Origin of the sequence: Pseudomonas sp. efr-133-TYG-103a (genome assembly GCF_030209235.1) — a bacterium.
GTDB lineage: Bacteria > Pseudomonadota > Gammaproteobacteria > Pseudomonadales > Pseudomonadaceae > Aquipseudomonas.
In genome coordinates this window covers 1-18,703 of record NZ_JARVSK010000006.1, presented here as the reverse complement: position 1 = coordinate 18,703, position 18,703 = coordinate 1, and the positions used below count along the sequence as shown (strand labels likewise).

Annotated in this window: 18 protein-coding genes; 11 read left to right on the top strand and 7 right to left on the bottom strand. The window is 61.0% G+C overall.

Annotated elements, in window-relative coordinates:
• Positions 1-189: 189 nt before the first annotated feature.
• From QRN36_RS04915 to QRN36_RS04900, 4 genes are all read left to right on the top strand, one after another.
• Positions 190-1,566 (top strand): L-serine ammonia-lyase, encoded by a 1,377-nt coding sequence (locus QRN36_RS04915; protein ID WP_285423050.1) that lies wholly within the window; start codon positions 190-192, stop codon positions 1,564-1,566.
• Positions 1,567-1,635: 69 nt separating this feature from the next.
• Positions 1,636-2,757 (top strand): glycine cleavage system aminomethyltransferase GcvT, encoded by a 1,122-nt coding sequence (gcvT, locus tag QRN36_RS04910; RefSeq protein WP_285423049.1) that lies wholly within the window; start codon positions 1,636-1,638, stop codon positions 2,755-2,757.
• Positions 2,758-3,150: 393 nt separating this feature from the next.
• Positions 3,151-3,363, top strand: coding sequence for a cold-shock protein (locus tag QRN36_RS04905; RefSeq protein WP_003237709.1), 213 nt, complete (start codon positions 3,151-3,153; stop codon positions 3,361-3,363).
• Between the two features lie 97 nt (positions 3,364-3,460).
• Positions 3,461-3,949 (top strand): RDD family protein, encoded by a 489-nt coding sequence (locus QRN36_RS04900; RefSeq protein WP_285423048.1) that lies wholly within the window; start codon positions 3,461-3,463, stop codon positions 3,947-3,949.
• Between the two features lie 65 nt (positions 3,950-4,014).
• Here the strand turns inward: QRN36_RS04900 and lptG are convergent, their stop codons facing one another.
• Positions 4,015-5,076 (bottom strand): LPS export ABC transporter permease LptG, encoded by a 1,062-nt coding sequence (gene lptG / locus QRN36_RS04895; RefSeq protein ID WP_285423047.1) that lies wholly within the window; start codon positions 5,074-5,076, stop codon positions 4,015-4,017.
• Positions 5,069-6,187 carry an LPS export ABC transporter permease LptF gene (lptF, locus tag QRN36_RS04890; protein WP_285423046.1) on the bottom strand — a complete coding sequence of 373 codons (1,119 nt, stop codon included), beginning with the start codon at positions 6,185-6,187 and terminating at the stop codon, positions 5,069-5,071. Before lptF ends, lptG begins: the two co-directional genes overlap by 8 nt.
• A gap of 303 nt (positions 6,188-6,490) precedes the next feature.
• On the opposite strand from lptF, the gene QRN36_RS04885 reads away from it, so the two are divergent.
• From QRN36_RS04885 to rlmF, 5 genes are all read left to right on the top strand, one after another.
• On the top strand, positions 6,491-7,981 hold the full coding sequence (locus QRN36_RS04885; protein ID WP_285423045.1) for a leucyl aminopeptidase: 1,491 nt from the start codon (positions 6,491-6,493) through the stop codon (positions 7,979-7,981).
• Between the two features lie 56 nt (positions 7,982-8,037).
• Positions 8,038-8,466 (top strand): DNA polymerase III subunit chi, encoded by a 429-nt coding sequence (locus tag QRN36_RS04880; protein ID WP_285423044.1) that lies wholly within the window; start codon positions 8,038-8,040, stop codon positions 8,464-8,466.
• 7 nt (positions 8,467-8,473) lie between these two features.
• Entirely contained in the window at positions 8,474-8,908 is a 435-nt protein-coding gene (locus QRN36_RS04875; RefSeq protein ID WP_285423043.1) for a DNA polymerase III subunit chi, read from the top strand.
• A 152-nt stretch (positions 8,909-9,060) separates the two neighbouring features.
• Positions 9,061-11,907 (top strand): valine--tRNA ligase, encoded by a 2,847-nt coding sequence (locus QRN36_RS04870; RefSeq protein WP_285423042.1) that lies wholly within the window; start codon positions 9,061-9,063, stop codon positions 11,905-11,907.
• Positions 11,908-12,088: 181 nt separating this feature from the next.
• The gene (gene rlmF, locus QRN36_RS04865) at positions 12,089-13,114 is read left to right on the top strand and encodes a 23S rRNA (adenine(1618)-N(6))-methyltransferase RlmF (RefSeq protein WP_285423041.1); all 1,026 of its coding nucleotides are present in this window, start codon (positions 12,089-12,091) and stop codon (positions 13,112-13,114) included.
• A 98-nt stretch (positions 13,115-13,212) separates the two neighbouring features.
• Here rlmF and QRN36_RS04860 read toward each other — a convergent pair whose 3' ends face one another.
• On the bottom strand, positions 13,213-13,494 hold the full coding sequence (locus tag QRN36_RS04860; protein WP_037014905.1) for an HU family DNA-binding protein: 282 nt from the start codon (positions 13,492-13,494) through the stop codon (positions 13,213-13,215).
• 352 nt (positions 13,495-13,846) lie between these two features.
• Between QRN36_RS04860 and yejK the strand changes: the two genes are divergently transcribed.
• Both yejK and QRN36_RS04850 read left to right on the top strand, forming a co-directional pair.
• Positions 13,847-14,848: a nucleoid-associated protein YejK gene (gene yejK / locus QRN36_RS04855; RefSeq protein ID WP_285423040.1), complete on the top strand. Its 1,002-nt coding sequence runs from the start codon at positions 13,847-13,849 to the stop codon at positions 14,846-14,848.
• A 5-nt stretch (positions 14,849-14,853) separates the two neighbouring features.
• Positions 14,854-15,204 (top strand): glutaredoxin family protein, encoded by a 351-nt coding sequence (locus QRN36_RS04850; RefSeq protein WP_285423039.1) that lies wholly within the window; start codon positions 14,854-14,856, stop codon positions 15,202-15,204.
• Between the two features lie 26 nt (positions 15,205-15,230).
• Here QRN36_RS04850 and QRN36_RS04845 read toward each other — a convergent pair whose 3' ends face one another.
• The 4 genes from QRN36_RS04845 to QRN36_RS04830 form a co-directional block, all read right to left on the bottom strand.
• A complete protein-coding gene (locus tag QRN36_RS04845) occupies positions 15,231-16,163 on the bottom strand; it encodes a glutathione S-transferase family protein (protein WP_285423038.1) in 933 nt (310 codons plus the stop codon).
• Between the two features lie 64 nt (positions 16,164-16,227).
• Complete coding sequence (locus QRN36_RS04840) at positions 16,228-16,554, bottom strand: GIY-YIG nuclease family protein (protein ID WP_285423037.1); 327 nt, start codon at positions 16,552-16,554, stop codon at positions 16,228-16,230.
• Between the two features lie 48 nt (positions 16,555-16,602).
• Entirely contained in the window at positions 16,603-17,073 is a 471-nt protein-coding gene (locus QRN36_RS04835) for a nuclear transport factor 2 family protein (protein WP_285423263.1), read from the bottom strand.
• Positions 17,074-17,176: 103 nt separating this feature from the next.
• Positions 17,177-18,484: a CynX/NimT family MFS transporter gene (locus QRN36_RS04830; RefSeq protein ID WP_285423036.1), complete on the bottom strand. Its 1,308-nt coding sequence runs from the start codon at positions 18,482-18,484 to the stop codon at positions 17,177-17,179.
• Positions 18,485-18,703 lie beyond the last annotated feature (219 nt).

Sequence of the window (18,703 nt, the reverse complement as noted above, 5' to 3'; positions counted from 1 at the left end):
GAGCAGTGGCCCTTTTCAAAATAGATCCCGCGTGGTGCTGAAATCAATTCGCGAGCACGCTCACTCCTACACGATTTGTGGCGCGCAGATATGCACGAACGCCCCGACCTTGCAGGAGTGAACTTGCCCGCGACTGAATCCAGCCCGATCAGCCTGCAAAAACCATAAAAACAACACCGGAGCCCAATCATGTCCCTGAGCGTGTTTGACCTGTTCAAGATTGGCATCGGCCCTTCCAGCTCTCACACCGTGGGCCCCATGCGTGCTGCGGCGCGGTTCGCCGAAGGGCTGCGGCGTGACGATCTGCTTTCCGGCACCGCCAGTGTGCGGGTCGAGCTGTATGGCTCGCTTGGCGCCACTGGCAAAGGTCACGGCAGCGACAAGGCCGTCTTGCTGGGGCTCGAAGGCGAGCATCCGGACACCGTCGACACCGAGCACGTTGCCGAACGCTTGCAACGGATTCGCAGCACCGAGCGGATCAGCCTGCTGGGCGAGCACAGCATCGAGTTCATCGAAAAGCAGCACCTGGCGATGATTCGCAAGCCGCTGGCCTACCATCCCAACGGCATGATTTTCCGCGCCTTCGACGCCGCCGGCCTGCAGATCCGCAGCCGCGAGTACTACTCGGTGGGCGGCGGTTTCGTCGTCGATGAAGACGCTGCCGGTGCCGACCGTATCGTCGAGGACAGCACGCCGCTGCCCTACCCGTTCAAGACCGGCAAGGAATTGATGGCCCACTGCGCAAGCACCGGGCTGTCGATCAGTCAGGTGATGCTGGCCAACGAATCCGCCTGGCGCCCCGAAGCGCAGACCCGCGCCGGACTGCTGAATATCTGGCAGGTCATGCAGGACTGCGTCGAAGCGGGATGCCGCAACGAAGGGATCTTGCCGGGCGGCCTGAAGGTCAAGCGGCGCGCGGCAGCCTTGCATCGCCAGCTGTGCAAAAACCCGGAAGCCGCCTTGCGTGATGCCCTGTCCGTACTGGATTGGGTCAACCTTTACGCGCTGGCCGTCAACGAAGAAAACGCCAACGGCGGACGCGTCGTCACGGCGCCCACCAACGGCGCGGCAGGCATCATTCCTGCGGTGCTGCATTACTACATGCGTTTCATCACCGGTGCGAACGAAGACGGCGTCGTCCGGTTCCTCCTGACCGCCGCCGCCATCGGCATTCTCTATAAGGAAAACGCGTCGATCTCTGGCGCCGAAGTCGGCTGTCAGGGTGAAGTCGGCGTCGCCTGCTCCATGGCCGCCGGCGCGCTCTGCGAGGTGCTGGGCGGCAACGTTCAGCAAGTCGAAAACGCCGCCGAAATCGGCATGGAACACAACCTCGGTCTGACCTGCGACCCGATTGGCGGCCTGGTTCAAGTGCCCTGCATCGAGCGCAACGCCATGGGTTCGGTGAAGGCCATCAATGCGGTACGCATGGCGTTACGCGGCGACGGTCAGCACTTCGTCTCGCTGGACAAAGTCATCCGGACGATGCGCCAGACCGGCGCCGACATGAAAAGCAAATACAAGGAAACAGCCCGTGGCGGGCTGGCCGTGAACATTATCGAGTGCTGATACCCGCCTAATTTCATCGTGCCCTCGGTTTTCAGGCCGGGGCACGTAAACACTTTCAAGGAGCCATCGATGTCTGCTGAACTGTTGAAAACCCCACTCAACGCCCTGCACCGTGAACTGGGTGCCAGGATGGTCGAATTCGCAGGCTACGACATGCCCGTGCAATACCCGGCGGGCGTGATGAAAGAACACCTGCACACCCGCGATCAGGCTGGCCTGTTCGACGTTTCGCACATGGGACAGATCCTGCTGAGCGGCGCTGATGCCGCCCGTGTGCTGGAAACCCTGGTGCCGGTGGACATCGTCGACCTGCCGGTGGGCATGCAGCGCTACGCCATGTTCACCAATGAGACCGGCGGGATCCTCGACGACCTGATGGTGGCGAATCTGGGTAACGAGCAACTGATGCTGGTGGTCAACGCCGCCTGCAAAAACGAAGACCTCGCTCACCTTCGCGCGCACATCGGCAATCGCTGCGAGATCACGCCGCTGTTCGAAGAGCGTGCATTGCTGGCCTTGCAAGGTCCTCAGGCCGTCACGGCGCTGGCTCGCCTGGCACCGGAAGTCGCGAAGATGACCTTCATGCAGTACACCTCCGCGCGGATCGACGGCATCGACTGCTACGTGAGCCGTTCCGGGTACACCGGCGAAGACGGCTACGAGATTTCAGTCCCGGCCGATCAGGCCGAATCGCTGGCTCGTCGCCTGCTGGCTGAGCCGGAAGTCGCGCCAATCGGCCTCGGCGCACGTGATTCGCTGCGTCTGGAAGCAGGCCTGTGCCTCTACGGTCATGACATGAATACCGAAACCACGCCGATTCAGGCCAGCCTGCTGTGGGCGATTTCCAAGGTTCGTCGCGCCGACGGCGCTCGCGCAGGCGGCTTCCCGGGCGCTGATCAAATTTTCGCCCAGCACCAAACCGGTGCGGCTCGCAAGCGTGTCGGCCTGCTGCCGCAAGAGCGCACGCCGGTGCGCGAGGGCGCTGAAATTGTCGATGCCGACGATAAAGTGATCGGCTCGATCTGCAGCGGCGGCTTCGGACCGACCCTCGGCGCACCACTGGCAATGGGCTACCTGGACGCAGGATTCACAGCGCTGGATACACCGGTCTGGGCAATCGTTCGTGGCAAGAAAGTACCGATGCTCGTTAGCAAAATGCCTTTCGTTGCGCCACGTTACTTCCGAGGCTGACAGGCGCGTCAAGAAACTGCGGCACCGCAACAGTGCATTCAACTGTTCGCATGCCGCAGTCTGGCGCTCGCGCAAACAGCAATCAAACTGTCAAAAAAATGCACTTTCCAAGGGGCTTCGATATTAAAAACTATCGATCCCCTCGATGTGGTTAAAGTTTTCAAAAAACCGGCCAAAGCCCCTGAAACCGGGCATCAGCGGGGCTTGTTTTTTCTGCGAGAGTTAGCGTAGAGTTTCTCAACTGTGTTTGCATAGGTCGCTGGGATCGTGACCTGGGCAGTAGCGCCAAAAGCAATGCTACATCCCGCTCTACGTTTCTTCTTCCTGCAACCAGCCCAGTACTCTTTCGTGTGAAAGGGACTGTCATTAATTTATGCGTCTAGGAATAAGAAAATGTCTACACGTCAGAGCGGTACCGTTAAGTGGTTTAACGACGAGAAAGGTTTTGGTTTTATCACTCCAGAGAGCGGTCCGGATCTGTTCGTCCACTTCCGCGCTATTCAGGGCAACGGCTTCAAGAGCCTGAAAGAAGGCCAGAAAGTTACTTTCGTTGCTGTGCAAGGCCAGAAAGGCATGCAGGCTGATGAAGTACAAGCTGAAGGCTGATCGCTGAAAGCATAAAAGCCCTTGATGGCGACATCAGGGGCTTTTTTATGCCTGCGATTTCGTACACTGCCCGCTTCCCCGTGAACGAGCGTCCGAGATGCCCAAGCACCTGCTAAGCCCACAGGGTGATTTCCCCGCAGTCGGTCTGGGCCGTCGCATGGCCGCCATCTGTTACGACGCGCTGCTGTGCGTTGCGCTGCTGATGGTAATCACCTTCCTGTACAAGCTGGTCTGGATGAGCGTCGTGGGCGAGGCCAGATTGCGTCAGCTGTCCGAGTCAGGCGCGCTGGACGGCGATCCCCTGCTCTCCACGCTTCTGCTGTTCGCCCTGTTCGCATTCTTCGCCAAGTTCTGGACCCACGCCGGCCAGACGCTGGGCATGCAGGTCTGGGGCATTCGCGTGCAAAACGCGGACGGAACCGGTATCAGCCTCTGGCAAGCGCTGCTGCGTTTCGTCGTCGCGATCGCGTCCTGGCTGTGCGTGGGGCTCGGTTTTTTCTGGAGCCTGTTCGACAAGCAAAAGCGCTGCTGGCACGACCTGTATTCCGAGACGCAGCTGGTGCGGATTCCGAAACGAAAGCAGTAGCCAGGCGATCACTCAGACACAAAAAAGCCGACCCTGAGGTCGGCTTTTTCATTGCCCGCTGACGATCAACCCGCCCGACGCAGCAGCCAGAGCCCTGCCAGTGCGCAGATACCCGCTGGCACCAGAACAGCGAACAGCGGCGAGAACCCGAACACAAGGCTCGAAGGCCCGAGCAGGTCCTGCGCGATTCGGAAGGTGAAACCAACCAGCACGCCGGTGAACACGCGCTGACCCAATGTCACGGAGCGCAGCGGCCCGAAGATGAAGGAAATGGCCATCAGCACCAGCGCCACGGTCACCAGCGGTTGCAGGATCTTGGTGTAGAACGCCAGCCAGTAACGGCCGTTGCTCAGGCCCTGATCTGCCAGATAACGTGCGTACCCGTACAGCCCGGTCATCGACAGCGACTCGGGCGGCAGCACCACCGTGCTCAGCAATTGCGGGCTCAATGCGACGTTCCAGCGCTCTTCCGGGGCAGACACCACCTCGGTGCGGTCTTCATGGAACAGCGTTGTGGAGACGTCCTTGAGCAGCCAGTAATCGGTCTGGAAGTTCGCCTGTTTGGCAAAACTGGCGCTGAGCATGTGACGCTGATCGTCAAAGCGGTAGCGCGTGACGCCGTACAGCAAGCCATTGGGCTGCACGGTGTTGATGTGAATGAACTCGTCGCCCTGACGATGCCACAAGCCATGACGCGCGCTTTGCGCATCGCCGGTACCTTGCGCCAGGGAACGCGCCGCCTGGGCCTGAGCCTCGGTGACCGGCGCGACGTATTCGCCGATCAGCAGACCCGCCACCATCAGCACCAGCATCGGCTTCATCACCGCCCAGACGATCCGGCCGATGGACACACCCGCAGCGCGCATGATGGTCAGCTCGCTGCTGCTGGCCAAGGCGCCAAGGCCGATCAGGCAGCCGATCAGGGCAGCCATCGGCAGCATTTCATAAAGACGGCGCGGCGCGGTCATCACCACGAAGCTGCCGGCATCCCAGAAGGTGTAGGTGTCGCTGATGTCAGCCATCTCGTCGATGAATGCGAACAGCGACGCCAGCCCGAGAATGATCCCGAGCACGGCGAGAATCGCCATGAAGACGCTTTTGCCGATGTACCGATCGAGCTTAACCATGAGCCACCTCCGACACGCTGCGGCGGCTCGCCAGTTTCAAACGCAGAGGCTCCCAGTAAAGCAGGCCCAGCCCGATGGCCAGGAACAGCGCATGCACCCACCACAAACCCAGGCCCAGCGGGATCTTGCCTTTTTCGAGCGCGCCGCGAGCGGCGATGAGGATGGTCAGATAGGCCATGTACAAAAGAATCGCCGGCAATAATTTGAGGAAGCGGCCCTGACGCGGGTTCACCCGGGCCAATGGCACGGCCATCAGCGTGACGATGAAGACGAGGATGGGCAGGGAAATGCGCCACTGCAGTTCAGCCTTGTTGCGCAGGGTGTTTTCGCCATTGAGCAGCTCGCTTGTAGGGATGGCGTCCCGGTCGGTGATTTCGTCGCTGATTTCGGGCTTGGGCAGCAGAGCGCCGTAGGTGTCGTATTTGATCGCGCGGTAATTGGCCTGCCCAGGGTTACCGTCGTAGCGATATCCGTTGTCCAGAATCAGATAACGGCTGCCATCGGGTTTGATTTCCTGACGGCCCTTCTCGGCGACCAGTACGGTGATGCCGTGATCTTTCTTCTCGTTCAGTTTCTTTTCTGAGATGAACACGCCGCCAAGGTTGATACGGTCGTCCGTCATGGTCTCGGTGTACGTCACCCGGCTGCCGTCACGCAGCAGCTGGAAGCGGCCCGGCACCAGCGTGTCGAACTCGGTCATCGCGTCCTGTTTGTTGATCAGCAGCTGAAACTGGGTTGCGCCCTGAGGCGCGAGGCTGAAGCTGAGCCAGGCGACCAGCAGAGACACGACGGCGGCGGGCGCCAGCGTCATCCACAGCAGACGCTGCTGACTCATGCCGGTGGCCGCCAGAACGGTCATTTCGCTTTCCAGGTACAAACGCCCGTAAGCCAGCAGAATCCCGAGGAACAGCCCCAGCGGCAGGATCAGTTGCATGAAGCCCGGCAGGCGAAAGCCCATGATCAGAAACAGCACGCCCGGGTCCAGGGCACCCGATGCAGCCTGGGCCAGGTACTTGATGAAGCGGCCACTCATGATGATTACCAGCAGCACAGCGCTCACAGCGCTCAAGGTAACCAGCACTTCTCGGGACAGGTAACGGAAGACAATCAAACCAGACACTCCAGGGTTGTCACGCTCAGGCAGCCTGACAATGAATTGGATCAGCCATGACGCGCTGCGGCGAATCACCGAAAAAATATGCGGCATTATCCTGTGATTGGGTGTGTCTGTCACTGAGCGCGCCGGATACTTCTTTAACCGATGCAGGTGCCGGCCGCGCTCCGGGGTTGTCATGCATTGGCAAGCAAGGTCAAACTGCGGGCCTTGCCGCTGGCAGGGCGATGCGAGACACCTGCGCATCCTGCCGCGCACTCGATTATTGCGATCACCCACAGTTTACCCGGGGACCCCGACATGGAATTGGTTGTTAAAAGCGTCAGTGCAGAAACCTTGAAGACCGCCACGCTGGTGGTTGCCGTCGGTGAAGGCCGCACGCTGAGCGACATCGCGAAGACCGTCGACGCGCTGAGCGGCGGCGCAATCAGTGCCGTTCTCAAGCGCGGCGATCTGTCCGGCAAAGTGGGCCAGAGCCTGCTGCTGCACAGCCTGCCCAACCTCAAGTCCGATCGGGTTCTGCTGGTGGGTTCCGGCAAAGAGCCTGAGCTGAGCGATCGCCAGTTCCGCAAGATCATCAGCGGCGCGCTGAACACGCTCAAGAGCCTGGGCGGCACCGACGCAGCATTCGCGCTCGATCACCTGGCCGTGAAAAACCGTGACATCTATGGCAAGAATCGCCTGCTGGTGGAAACCCTGGCCGATGGCGAGTACGTGTTCGATCGCTTCAAGAGCCAGAAGGCCGACCCTCGCGCCCTGAAGAAAGTCACCCTGCTGACGGCCAAGGCCAACGTCGCTGAAGTGGAGCGCGCTGCTAAGCATGCTCAAGCCATCGCCGCCGGCATGGCGTTCACCCGCGACCTGGGCAACATGCCGCCTAACCTGTGCCACCCGACCTATCTGGGCGAAGAAGCCAAGGCGCTGGGCAAGGCGTACAAGGGCCTGAAAGTCGACGTGCTCGACGAGAAGAAAATCGCCGATCTGGGCATGGGCTCGTTCCTGGCCGTCGCTCAAGGCAGCGCCCAGCCACCTCGCCTGATCGTGATGAACTACGCCGGCGGCAAGAAGGCCGACAAGCCGTTCGTGCTCGTTGGCAAGGGCATCACCTTCGACACCGGCGGCATCAGCATCAAGCCTGCGGCGAACATGGACGAAATGAAATTCGACATGTGCGGCGCTGCCAGCGTGTTCGGCACGCTGCGCGCCGTGCTGGAACTGCAATTGCCGATCAATCTGGTGTGCATCGTGGCCGCCGCCGAGAACATGCCGAGCGGCACCGCTACCCGTCCGGGTGACATCGTCAAGACCATGAGCGGCCAGACCGTCGAGATCCTCAACACCGACGCCGAAGGCCGTCTGGTGCTGTGCGACGCCCTCACCTACGCCGAACGCTTCAAACCGCAAGCCGTCATCGACATCGCTACGCTGACCGGCGCCTGCGTGGTTGCGCTGGGTGGTCACACCTCCGGCCTGCTGGGCAACAGCGACGCGTTGATCAATCAGGTGCTGGAAGCCGGCAAGCGTGCCGATGACCGTGCCTGGCAACTGCCGCTGTTCGATGAATATCAGGAGCAACTGGACAGCCCGTTTGCCGACATCGCCAACATTGGCGGTCCGAAAGGCGGCACCATCACGGCCGCCTGCTTCCTGTCGCGCTTCGCCAAGGCCTACGAGTGGGCGCATCTGGACATCGCCGGCACCGCATGGCTGAGCGGCGGCAAGGACAAGGGCGCCACTGGCCGTCCGGTTCCTCTGCTGACCCAATACCTGCTGGACCGCGCTGGCGTATAAGCGCCCTGAAACGTGTCGGCCCGCCGGGCCGGCACGTTTGGCGCTCTGGAACCTTCATGACCCAAGTCGACTTTTACATCCTGCCCAGCGCCGATCCACTCGCGCGCCTGGATTTTGCCTGCAAGCTCACCGATAAAGCCTGGCGGCTTGGCCACAGGGTCTATTTGCACTGCAGCGACGCGCAACAGCGCGAAGACCTCGATGCCCGGCTCTGGCGCTTCAAGGGCGAAACCTTCGTGCCCCACGGCGTGATCGAGGAAGATCAGGACGCTCCGGTGGCGCTTGGTGTCGGCGATGACCCGGGTCAACATCAGGATCTGTTGGTCAATCTGGACCTGCGCATCCCCGAGTTTTTCAAACGTTTTGCCCGTGTGGCCGAGATCGTCGTCGAGGATCCGGCCATCCGCCTGGCGGCACGAGAGAGTTTCCGCTTCTACCGTGAACAGGGCTATCCTCTGCAAGATCACCGACTGCAGCGTCTTTGAGCACACGATGGACAATTCAAAAAACCTGAAAGATTCCGCGCACCTGCTCGATGACCTCGAGTCGATCCGGCAGTTGCTTGGCGATGATTCCCTGCAACCTCCCCTGCTCACCGATAGCGTTTCCGGCGAAGGCCAGATCCCGTTGCTGTTCGACGTGGTCAGCGGCCAGGTCGTCGCCGCTGAAGAAGCGGACGTCAATGACATCCCGACACTGACCGCCGAACCGGTCATTGCCCTGGAACCGCCTGCACCTGAACAGGCCGAGCCAGTCGCCAGCAAACCCAATCCGGACGACCTGCTGCACCTGGACAACGAGCTGCGTGCCGCTGCACAACTGATCATGCAAGACGTCATCGACGACTTCGCCCCGCACATCGAGAACGAGATCAAGCGCCGTCTGGATGCGCGGATGGAGCGGCTCCTTTCGCAGTACAACACCTGATCTGACAACTCGGTGCCGCTTCCGGGCGGGATCGAAAGCAGGGATGTGCGCCGCTCATAAGGTCGCGGTCTAGCGCTTGTAGCTTGCCGCTGCCTTGAAAAGCTATACTTCCCGGCTTTTCCGACTGAAAGCAGATCAGGTTCCCGCCGCGCATGGACAAGACCTACCAGCCGCACGCTATCGAAACTTCCTGGTATCAAACCTGGGAGTCCGAGAATTATTTCGCCCCGCAAGGCGCGGGCGACTCGTACACCATCATGATTCCGCCGCCGAACGTCACCGGCAGCCTGCACATGGGCCACGGTTTCAACAACGCGATCATGGACGCCCTGATCCGCTTCCGCCGCATGCAGGGCCGCAATACCCTGTGGCAGCCAGGGACCGACCACGCCGGTATCGCCACGCAGATGCTGGTGGAGCGCCAGCTCGAAGCGCAGGGGCAGAGCCGTCACGATCTGGGTCGCGAGAAATTCCTCGAAAAAGTCTGGGAGTGGAAGGATCAGTCCGGCGGCAACATCAGCCGTCAGATCCGTCGCCTGGGCTCGTCGGTCGACTGGAGCCGCGAGCGCTTCACGATGGACGACGGCCTGTCCGAAGCCGTGAAAGAAGCCTTCGTGCGCCTGCATGAAGACGGCCTGATCTATCGCGGCAAGCGTCTGGTCAACTGGGACACCAAACTGCACACGGCCATTTCCGACCTCGAAGTGGAAAACCACGACGAGAAAGGCAGCCTGTGGAACCTGCGTTATCCACTGGCAGACGGCGCAAAGACGGCCGAAGGTCTGGATTACCTGATCGTGGCCACCACGCGTCCGGAAACCATGCTCGGCGATGCCGCTGTTGCGGTGAACCCGAACGATGAACGCTACAAGGCGCTGATCGGCAAATTCGTCGAACTGCCGCTGGTGGGCCGTCGCATTCCGATCATCGCTGACGACTACTGCGACCCTGAATTCGGCACTGGCTGCGTGAAGATCACCCCGGCGCACGACTTCAACGACTACGAAGTGGGCAAGCGCCACAACCTGCCGCTGCTGAACATCTTCGACAAGAACGCCAACGTGCTGGCCGCCGCTCAGGTGTTCAACCTGGACGGCACGCTGAACGACGCCATCGACGGCAGCCTGCCGGCGCAGTACGCAGGGCTCGACCGCTTCGAAGCGCGCAAGCAGATCGTGGCTGCCTTCGACGCCGCCGGCTTGCTGGTCAGCGTCGACGACCACGCGCTGAAAGTGCCGAAAGGCGATCGCTCCGGCACCATCATCGAGCCGTGGCTGACTGACCAGTGGTACGTGTCCACCAAGCCACTCGCCGAGCCTGCGATTGCCGCCGTGGAAGACGGTCGCATTGCCTTCGTGCCGAAACAGTACGAAAACATGTACTTCTCCTGGATGCGCGACATTCAGGACTGGTGCATCAGCCGTCAGCTGTGGTGGGGCCATCGCATTCCGGCCTGGTACGACGAATCGGGCAAGGTTTACGTCGGTCGCGACGAAGCCGAAGTACGCGCCAAGCACAATCTCGGCCCTGACGTGGCGCTGCAGCAGGACAACGACGTACTCGACACCTGGTTCAGTTCCGGCCTGTGGACTTTCTCCACGCTGGGCTGGCCTGAGCAGACCGAATTCCTGAAAACCTTCCACCCGACCGATGTGCTGGTGACCGGCTTCGACATCATTTTCTTCTGGGTCGCCCGGATGATCATGCTCACCATGCACCTGGTGAAGAACGAGGACGGCACGCCGCAGATCCCGTTCAAGACCGTTTACGTCCACGGCCTGGTGCGCGACGGGCAAGGCCAGAAGATGTCCAAGTCCAAGGGCAACGTCCTTGACCCGCTGGACATCGTCGACGGCATCGAGCTTGAAGCACTGGTGCAGAAACGCACCAGCGGCATGATGCAGCCGCAACTGGCGAAGAAGATCGAGAAGCAGACCCGTCAGGAGTTCGCCGAGGGTATCGCCAGTTACGGCACCGACGCGCTGCGCTTCACCTTCTGCTCGCTGGCCTCCACCGGTCGCGACATCAAGTTCGACATGGGCCGCGTCGAAGGCTATCGCAACTTCTGCAACAAGATCTGGAACGCCGCGCGCTACGTGCTGGACAAGGGCGAAGACTGCGGTCAGAACGGCGAAGCATTCGAGCTCTCCCTGCCGGATCGCTGGATCATTTCGCAGCTGCAGCGCACCGAGGCCGAAGTGACCCGCCAGCTGGATCAATTCCGTTTCGACCTCGCGGCGCAGGCGCTGTACGAGTTCATCTGGAACCAGTACTGCGACTGGTACCTGGAGCTGTCCAAGCCGGTTCTGTGGGACGAAACCGCGCCGGTCGAACGTCAGCGCGGCACCCGCCGCACGCTGGTTCGCGTACTGGAAGTGGCGCTGCGTCTGGCGCATCCGTTCATGCCGTTCATCACCGAAGAAATCTGGCAGCGCCTCGCGCCGCTGGCCGGTGCACAGGGCAAGACGATCATGCTGCAACCGTGGCCGGTGGCGAACGAGTCGCGCATCGATGCCGCTGCCGAAGGCGACATCGAGTGGCTCAAGGGCCTGATGCTGGGCGTGCGCAACATTCGTGGCGAGATGAACATCGGGCCGGGCAAACCGCTGCAGCTGTTCCTCAAGAACGTCAGCGCCGAAGATCAGCGCCGCCTCAACGAGAACGAGCACTTGCTGAAAAAGCTGGCCAAGCTCGAGTCGTTCACCGTGCTGGCGGCGGGTGCCGAAGCGCCGCTGTCGGCTACCGCGCTGGTGGGCGAGATGGAAGTGCTGGTGCCGATGGCCGGCCTGATCGACAAGGGCGCCGAGCTGGCGCGTCTGGACAAGGAAATCCAGCGCCTGCAAGGCGAAGTCCAGCGCGTGGGCGGCAAGCTGTCAAACGCCGCGTTCGTCGACAAGGCGCCACCTGAAGTCATTGCCAAGGAACGCGCCAAGCTGACCGAAGCTGAGCAGGCGCTGAGCAAACTGGCCGAGCAGCACGCACGGATTGCCAGTCTGTAATCGACCGATCAGCCAGCCCGATCACCGGGCTGGCTGAGAATCCTGTAGGAGCGCGCTTGCCCGCGATGAGGCCAGCGATGACAGCGCTGTTCTTCTGAAGAACGGCGATGTCCGATCCGACGTCATCGCGGGCAAGCGCGCTCCTACAGGGTGCGGTGCCTGTCATCAGAACTGACTGCCCATGAATACCCCACGCCATCCCAAACCGCCGCGCAGGACGCCAAAACCCGCGACTGCAGCCAAGCCCGCCGCCCCTCGCGAGAAGGCCAGCCTTCACCCGCGCAACCGTCATCAGGGCCATTACGACTTTCCTCGGCTGATCAAGAGCAGTCCGGAACTGGGCAAGTTCGTGATCACCAATCCCTACGGCAAGGAGAGCATCGATTTCGCCAATCCGGCGGCGGTTCGGGTGTTCAATCGCGCCTTGCTCAAGGCTTTTTACGGCATCGCGCACTGGGATATCCCTGCCGATTATCTGTGCCCGCCGATCCCGGGCCGGGCCGATTACGTGCATTTCCTCGCTGACCTTCTGGCCGAGCGCAACGAGGGCGTGATCCCGCGGGGCGCGGCGATCAAGGCGCTGGACGTGGGCACCGGCGCCAATTGCGTCTATCCGCTGATCGGGCACAGCGAGTACGGCTGGCATTTTCTGGGATCGGACATCGACAAGATCGCCCTCGCCTCGGCCACCACCATCGTCAAGGCCAACCAGTTGGGCAAAGCGATCGGCGTGCGTGAGCAAAGCAATCGCAAATACATCCTCGCAGGGCTGCTCGAACGCGATGAACGCTTCGACATTACCCTGTGCAATCCGCCGTTCCACGCCTCGCAGGAGGAAGCACTGCGCGGCAGTCAGCGTAAATGGCGCGCGCTGGGCAAGGCCGATCCCAAGCGCAAACTGCCCGTGCTCAACTTTGGAGGTCAGGCAGCTGAGCTGTGGTGCGAAGGCGGCGAGGCACGATTCGTCGCGCAATTGATCGCCGAGAGCGCGCAGGTTTCAGCTCAGGTGCTGTGGTTCAGCACACTGGTGTCAAAGGCCTCGAACCTGCCGCTGATTCAGAGCACGCTGAAGAAAACCGGCGCGTTGGAAAGCCATGTGGTCGAGATGTCGCAGGGACAGAAACAAAGCCGGTTCGTCGCCTGGACGTTCCATGACAAGGCGCAGCAGGCTGCCTGGCGGGCCGAGCGTTGGAGCGCCGGCAAGTGATCTGGATATCGGCCCGTTTTTTACTGAATCCCGGGCACAAAAAAACCGTGTCCGGATCACTCCGTCACACGGTTTCCTCACACAAGTAGCGTTTTCGCTTACTTGTTGACCGAGTCGGTCAGCACTTTGGCTGGTACGAACTTGACCACTTTCTTGGCAGCGATTTCGATGGCTGCGCCAGTCGAAGGGTTGCGGCCGGTGCGAGCTGGACGCTCGGTGACTTTCAGTTTGCCGATGCCTGGCAGAGTAATTTCACTACCGTTTTCCAGTTGGTCAGCGACGATTTGGCCCAATTGGTCCAGAGCATTGCGCGCGGTGGTTTTTGGCGCGTCGATAGCTTCTGCGATATCGGCGATCAATTGGTCTTTAGTCAGAGCCATGGTGGTGTTCCTTCCCTATCAAATTCGAATGGTTTGCAGAGTGTGTACAGACGCGAAATGTAGATGCTGAAATCGGTCTTTGGTTCGGCAGAACCCCACAAACTGCGTGCTTGGCGCGCTTCAGTGCGCAAGACCGGGCAAAACTAGCACAGAGCCAAGCAAATATCCGCACCCTGCTGCCCATTTGGTCAGCTTTATCGCGGTTCAACCCCAAAAAAGTCATATTAATAGGCCCGGCGCCGTGTTTTCGGCCCGCACAGCGCGTTCCAGGGCCTGTCTGCGGTACACTTGCCGACTTTCGCACGGGCCTGGCTTCCACCCGTTCAGTTCCACTTCAGCAGCCGAGAAATCCATGCCGATCCGTCATGCCATCGTTCACCTGATCGACAAAAAACCCGACGGTACGCCCGCAGTCCTCCATGCTCGAGATTCCGAACTCGCGGAGTCCCAGGCCATCGAGAACATGCTGGCCGACCTCAACGAGAGCTATAACGCCAAACAGGGCAAGGCCTGGGGTTTCTTCCACGCCGAGTCCGGCGCGCACCCGTTCAGTGGCTGGTTGAAGGAGTATCTGGATGAGGGCAAGGATTTCACGGCGTTCAGTCGCGTGGCAGTCGAGCACCTGCAGAAGCTGATGGAAGAGTCCAACCTGTCGGTGGGCGGCCACGTGTTATTCGCGCACTACCAACAGGGCATGACCGAATACCTGGCTATCGCGTTGCTGCACCACAGCGAAGGCGTCGCCGTGAACGAAGCGCTGGATGTCACGCCGTCGCGGCATCTGGATCTGGGCCAGCTGCACCTGGCCGCGCGGATCAACATTTCCGAATGGCAGAACAACAAAGCGTCCAAACAGTACATCTCGTTCATCAAGGGTAAGAACGGCAAGAAAGTCTCGGAATACTTCCGCGACTTCATCGGCTGTCAGGAAGGTGTCGACGGCCCCGGCGAGACCCGCACCCTGCTCAAGGCCTTCAGTGACTTCGTCGAGAGCGAAGACCTGCCGGAAGAATCCACCCGCGAGAAAACCAAGGCGCTGGTCGATTACGCCAGCAGCCAGAGCAAAATGGGCGAGCCCATCGCGCTGGAAGAGTTGTCCGGGCTGATCGACGAAGATCGCCCGCGCGCGTTCTACGAACACATCCGCAACAAGGACTACGGCCTGTCGCCAGAGATCCCCGCCGACAAGCGTACCCTGAACCAGTTTCGGCGCTTCACCGGTCGCGCCGAAGGCTTGTCGATCAGCTTCGAAGCGCACCTGCTGGGGGATAAGATCGAATACGACGAAGAGAAAGGCACGCTGATCATTAAAGGCCTGCCGACTCAACTCACCGATCAGTTGAAGAGGCGCTGAAGCAGATGTTCGCGCGCACGCTCAAGAAGTTCGTGCTGATCCTGCTGGTCGTTGTCGTTTACCAGAACTGGGGCAAGATCGAGAACTTCGTGCACCCCGCGTCTTCGGTCTCTGCGCAGGTGCAGGCAAACGCGAAGGTCACGCTGTATGCGACCGACTGGTGTGGCTACTGCAAACAGACCCGACGCTTCCTCGACAGCAAGGGTATTCCGTACACCGAGTTCGACATCGAAAAAGACGCCGCCGGGCGCAAAGCCTACGAGGCGCTGGGCGGCCGCGGCATTCCTCTGATCGACGTCAATGGCACGTTGATCAGAGGTTTTTCACCGGACGAGATTCTCGCGGCGCTTAAGTGACGGCCATGCTCTGTTGGGAGCTGCCCTTAAGCGGCCTTGATCTGAAACCCATAACGCGGAAAGTGCACATGCACGTCCCCGGCGCGCTCGTCCTCACGACGCACGACGATTTCTTCGCGACCGTTGAAGACCAACTCGCCCTGCACAGGGTTCACGCCGTAGTCGACAGCAGAAACACTCACCTGCTGACCCACCTCAAAGCCGTTGGGGTCGATAAAGTCTTCCACCGGCAGCGGCTGCGGCGCAGCCCGGCGGGCGATCTCCAGTGCGTCGGCAGAGCTCAACTCACTGGCCGCGCCGTGACCAAACCCGATCACGCGCTGATACCAGGCCAGTATTTCCGGATAGTCGTCCACCAGCGGTGAGGTGACGGGCGTCTGTTTCAGGAACCACAGCGTATGAGCGACGGCGAAGTCGGCAATTGAAGGGGCGCCCAGCAGGAAGTCGCCGTTGCGCTCCAGTTGCAGCTGCAAACGGCCCATGAGTGTGGGCCACTGATGCTTGGCCAGTTCGAGCGGAATACGCGTCGCGGTGCCGCCCTCGAAGAATGATGCGCGATCCGCGGAGAACGCTTTGACAACCTCCGGCGGGGCCTTGGCGAATCGCACCGCCATCGACGCGGGTTGAAAGACCAGGCTGACGGCGTGCAGAAACAGCACTGAGTCGGCCCAGGCTGCGAGGCTCGACGCGGTGAACTCCTGACCTTCCGGGTAAAAGGCAGGCGACGACTTCTCCTGCTCCAGCCGACGCGCGATCAGCGCGGTGTCACAGTAGATATCAGCGCCGATCTGTAACACCGGCGTCTTGCGATAACCGCCGGTCAGCGCAGTGACGTCCGGTTTGGGCATGATGGGAGGGATGATGACCGAACGCCACGACAAGCCTTTGAAGCCGAGCATCAGACGCGCTTTTTCGGAAAACAGTGACGCCGGGTAATGGTGCAGGATCAGTTCTGACATGCTTCGGTCCATCCGCAAAGGTGAACGACCAGCTTAGCTGGCGCAGCGGCGATGGCCTACCCGCTCAGGCTGATGGCGCGGCATCAGCCCTGTGTATATAGCTGGCGGCCAGCGCTTCCTTCGCCCGCTTGCGCAGCTTTTTGATCAGCCGTTCCTGACGCAACGCATCGCCCTTGTCGCGGCACGCCTCGACATACACCAGCGCCGTCGCAGGACTGGAACTGAAAAAGCGCGCGCCTTTCCCGCTTTGGTGCTTGATGAAGCGCTGCTGGGGATCAGTGCTGATGCCGCAGTACAACGAGCCATTGGCCGCGCGCACGAGATAAACGAACCACGGTTTAGTGACCGTGGCTTCAACGGCGGCGGTAATGGGGATCGCGACTTCGGTCATCGTCTGAACAAGCGGTGAGGACAGGAAAGCTGCGATTCTACCAGAGCATCAGCGGCCAGCCTGAAAGGCCTTCAATCCCTTCTGCGCCTGCGCGCGAATGGCGTTCTGCACCAGCGGCGTCCATCCCAGTAAAGTGCCTTTGGCGCCCAAGGCCTGACGCGACCAGCGCCACAGATCGAAATGATCGTGGTGTTCGCAGATCTTGCCATCGCGAAACACGAAGCGCGCCTGAATGTCGTTGACCACCGTTCGACCGGTCTGGCTGAACAGGTAAGTCGCCACCCAATGCGCGCCACCCGTGCGCTCGTCAGCCCGCACGGTGTCGTAACGCAGCGAGAAGTCCTTGGCCCGCGACGTCAGCATTCGCCACATGTCGCCGGCATCCCGCCCGCGCAGCTCGCCGAACACCGGATCACTGAACACCACGTTATCGCTGTAACAGGCGGCCATGGCTTCGGCGTTCAGGCGATTGAACGCCTCGTAGAAGCGGCTGATCAGGGCTGCGTGTTGTTCACTCAGGCGGGTTTCGCTCATGCGCTTGGACATCCGTGGGAAATGAGCTCGCACGATAAGCGCCAGCGAGCCGTTTTGCCACGGACATTCGTGATGGAAATACCGCTTCTCAGATTTTTTCGCTGGTCACATTCACATAGAGCGAGCGTCCGGCTCCCATCCCGGCGACGATTGCCGTCACGCCAATCAGGCCGAAAATCCAGCCGACGGCGCTCCAGTTGCCGGTCCAGTCATGCACCACGCCCACTGCAAAAGGCCCCAGGGACGCCAAGGTGTAGCCGACGCCCTGAGCCATGCTGGAGAGGTTGGCCGCAACGTGGGAATCGCGAGAGCGCAGCACGATCAGCGTCAACGCCAGGCTGAAGGTGCCGCCCTGCCCCAGCCCGAGCACGACGGCCCAGAACCACAGCTGGTTGAGCGGCGCATATAGGCAGCCGTAAAGGCCAGCCAGCGTGAGGAGCATGACCAGCAGGATTGCCAGCCGCTGGTCCTTGCCCCGCGTCGCCAGCCATGGCGTGGCCAATGAGCTGATGAGCTGGACCATGATCGAACCGGACAGCAACAAACCGGCCTCGGTCGCGGTCAGGCCGCGTCCGATCAGAATCGAGGGCAACCAACCGAACACAATGTAGGCCAACGACGACTGCAGGCCCATGTACAGCGTGACCTGTCGGGCCAGACGGTCGCGGAAAAGCCCTCTCACCCGGTAGGCCGCCTGATGCTGACCGTGACGCTGGCGGGTCTGTGGCAGCCAGAACACAGCCGCGACAATCGCCGGAACGATCCAGAATCCCAACCCTGATTTCCAGCTGTCACCGACGCCATCCCCGAACGCGTGGCTCAACGGCACAGTGGCCCCAGCCGCGACAGCGGCACCCAGACACAATGCCATTGTGTACACGCCGGTCATCGTGCCCGCCTGGCTGGCGAAGTCGCGCTTGACGATGCCGGGCAGCAGCACACCGATAATGCCGATACTGGCGCCTGCCATGATGCTGCCGGCGAACAGGCCTGCTTCGCCGAACGAGCTGCGCAGGAGAATGCCGCACGCCAGCGTCAGCAAGATTCCCAGCACCACCCGCTCGCTGCCGAAACGGCGTGCAAGGATCGGCGCAAGGGGCGCGAACAGTCCCAGACACAGAACCGGCAGCGTGGTCAGCAGCCCCGCCTTGGCAGCAGACAAGCCCAGACTTTCCGACACCTCGCTGAGCAGCGGCGCCATGCTCGACAGCGCAGGGCGCAGATTCAGCGCGACCAGCACCAGTCCGAGCAGCAAAAGCCAGGGTCGCTTCACCACCGGTTTTTCGTGCTGAACCTGATCGTCATCCGCTTCCGCATCGATCAGCAGCTCAACGGTTTCATGATGTTTTCGGGAAAGGGATAGCGTGTCGCTCGCCGCAGGCGCCTTGGTCGTCATGGGATTCTCGTGGGGGCAGGATTGTGTAACAGCGCATAGCGCAAAGACGTAATCCTGTTGGAGATCGCTAAAGAACACAAGTTTGACGAGAATTGGGTACAGAATCTGCGGGAGTAAGCCAGCTTCCCTAACGCTCTTTCGATCTACTGCGTAACACCTCACGCCTTCCCGGCTAAAGCCGGTCCTACGAAGAGCTGCGGCATCTGTAGGACCGCCTCT

What these genes read in the sequence shown, in the direction of transcription:
- QRN36_RS04905 (WP_003237709.1), top strand. Translation starts at nt 3,151, where the DNA reads ATGTCTACACGTCAGAGCGGTACCGTTAAGTGGTTTAACGACGAGAAA.
- yejK (WP_285423040.1), top strand. Translation starts at nt 13,847, where the DNA reads ATGCCGATCCGTCATGCCATCGTTCACCTGATCGACAAAAAACCCGAC.
- QRN36_RS04845 (WP_285423038.1), bottom strand. Translation starts at nt 16,163, where the DNA reads ATGTCAGAACTGATCCTGCACCATTACCCGGCGTCACTGTTTTCCGAA.
- QRN36_RS04885 (WP_285423045.1), top strand. Translation starts at nt 6,491, where the DNA reads ATGGAATTGGTTGTTAAAAGCGTCAGTGCAGAAACCTTGAAGACCGCC.
- QRN36_RS04915 (WP_285423050.1), top strand. Translation starts at nt 190, where the DNA reads ATGTCCCTGAGCGTGTTTGACCTGTTCAAGATTGGCATCGGCCCTTCC.
- QRN36_RS04850 (WP_285423039.1), top strand. Translation starts at nt 14,854, where the DNA reads ATGTTCGCGCGCACGCTCAAGAAGTTCGTGCTGATCCTGCTGGTCGTT.
- QRN36_RS04860 (WP_037014905.1), bottom strand. Translation starts at nt 13,494, where the DNA reads ATGGCTCTGACTAAAGACCAATTGATCGCCGATATCGCAGAAGCTATC.
- QRN36_RS04880 (WP_285423044.1), top strand. Translation starts at nt 8,038, where the DNA reads ATGACCCAAGTCGACTTTTACATCCTGCCCAGCGCCGATCCACTCGCG.
- QRN36_RS04830 (WP_285423036.1), bottom strand. Translation starts at nt 18,484, where the DNA reads ATGACGACCAAGGCGCCTGCGGCGAGCGACACGCTATCCCTTTCCCGA.
- QRN36_RS04840 (WP_285423037.1), bottom strand. Translation starts at nt 16,554, where the DNA reads ATGACCGAAGTCGCGATCCCCATTACCGCCGCCGTTGAAGCCACGGTC.
- QRN36_RS04900 (WP_285423048.1), top strand. Translation starts at nt 3,461, where the DNA reads ATGCCCAAGCACCTGCTAAGCCCACAGGGTGATTTCCCCGCAGTCGGT.
- rlmF (WP_285423041.1), top strand. Translation starts at nt 12,089, where the DNA reads ATGAATACCCCACGCCATCCCAAACCGCCGCGCAGGACGCCAAAACCC.
- gcvT (WP_285423049.1), top strand. Translation starts at nt 1,636, where the DNA reads ATGTCTGCTGAACTGTTGAAAACCCCACTCAACGCCCTGCACCGTGAA.
- QRN36_RS04875 (WP_285423043.1), top strand. Translation starts at nt 8,474, where the DNA reads ATGGACAATTCAAAAAACCTGAAAGATTCCGCGCACCTGCTCGATGAC.
- QRN36_RS04870 (WP_285423042.1), top strand. Translation starts at nt 9,061, where the DNA reads ATGGACAAGACCTACCAGCCGCACGCTATCGAAACTTCCTGGTATCAA.
- lptG (WP_285423047.1), bottom strand. Translation starts at nt 5,076, where the DNA reads ATGGTTAAGCTCGATCGGTACATCGGCAAAAGCGTCTTCATGGCGATT.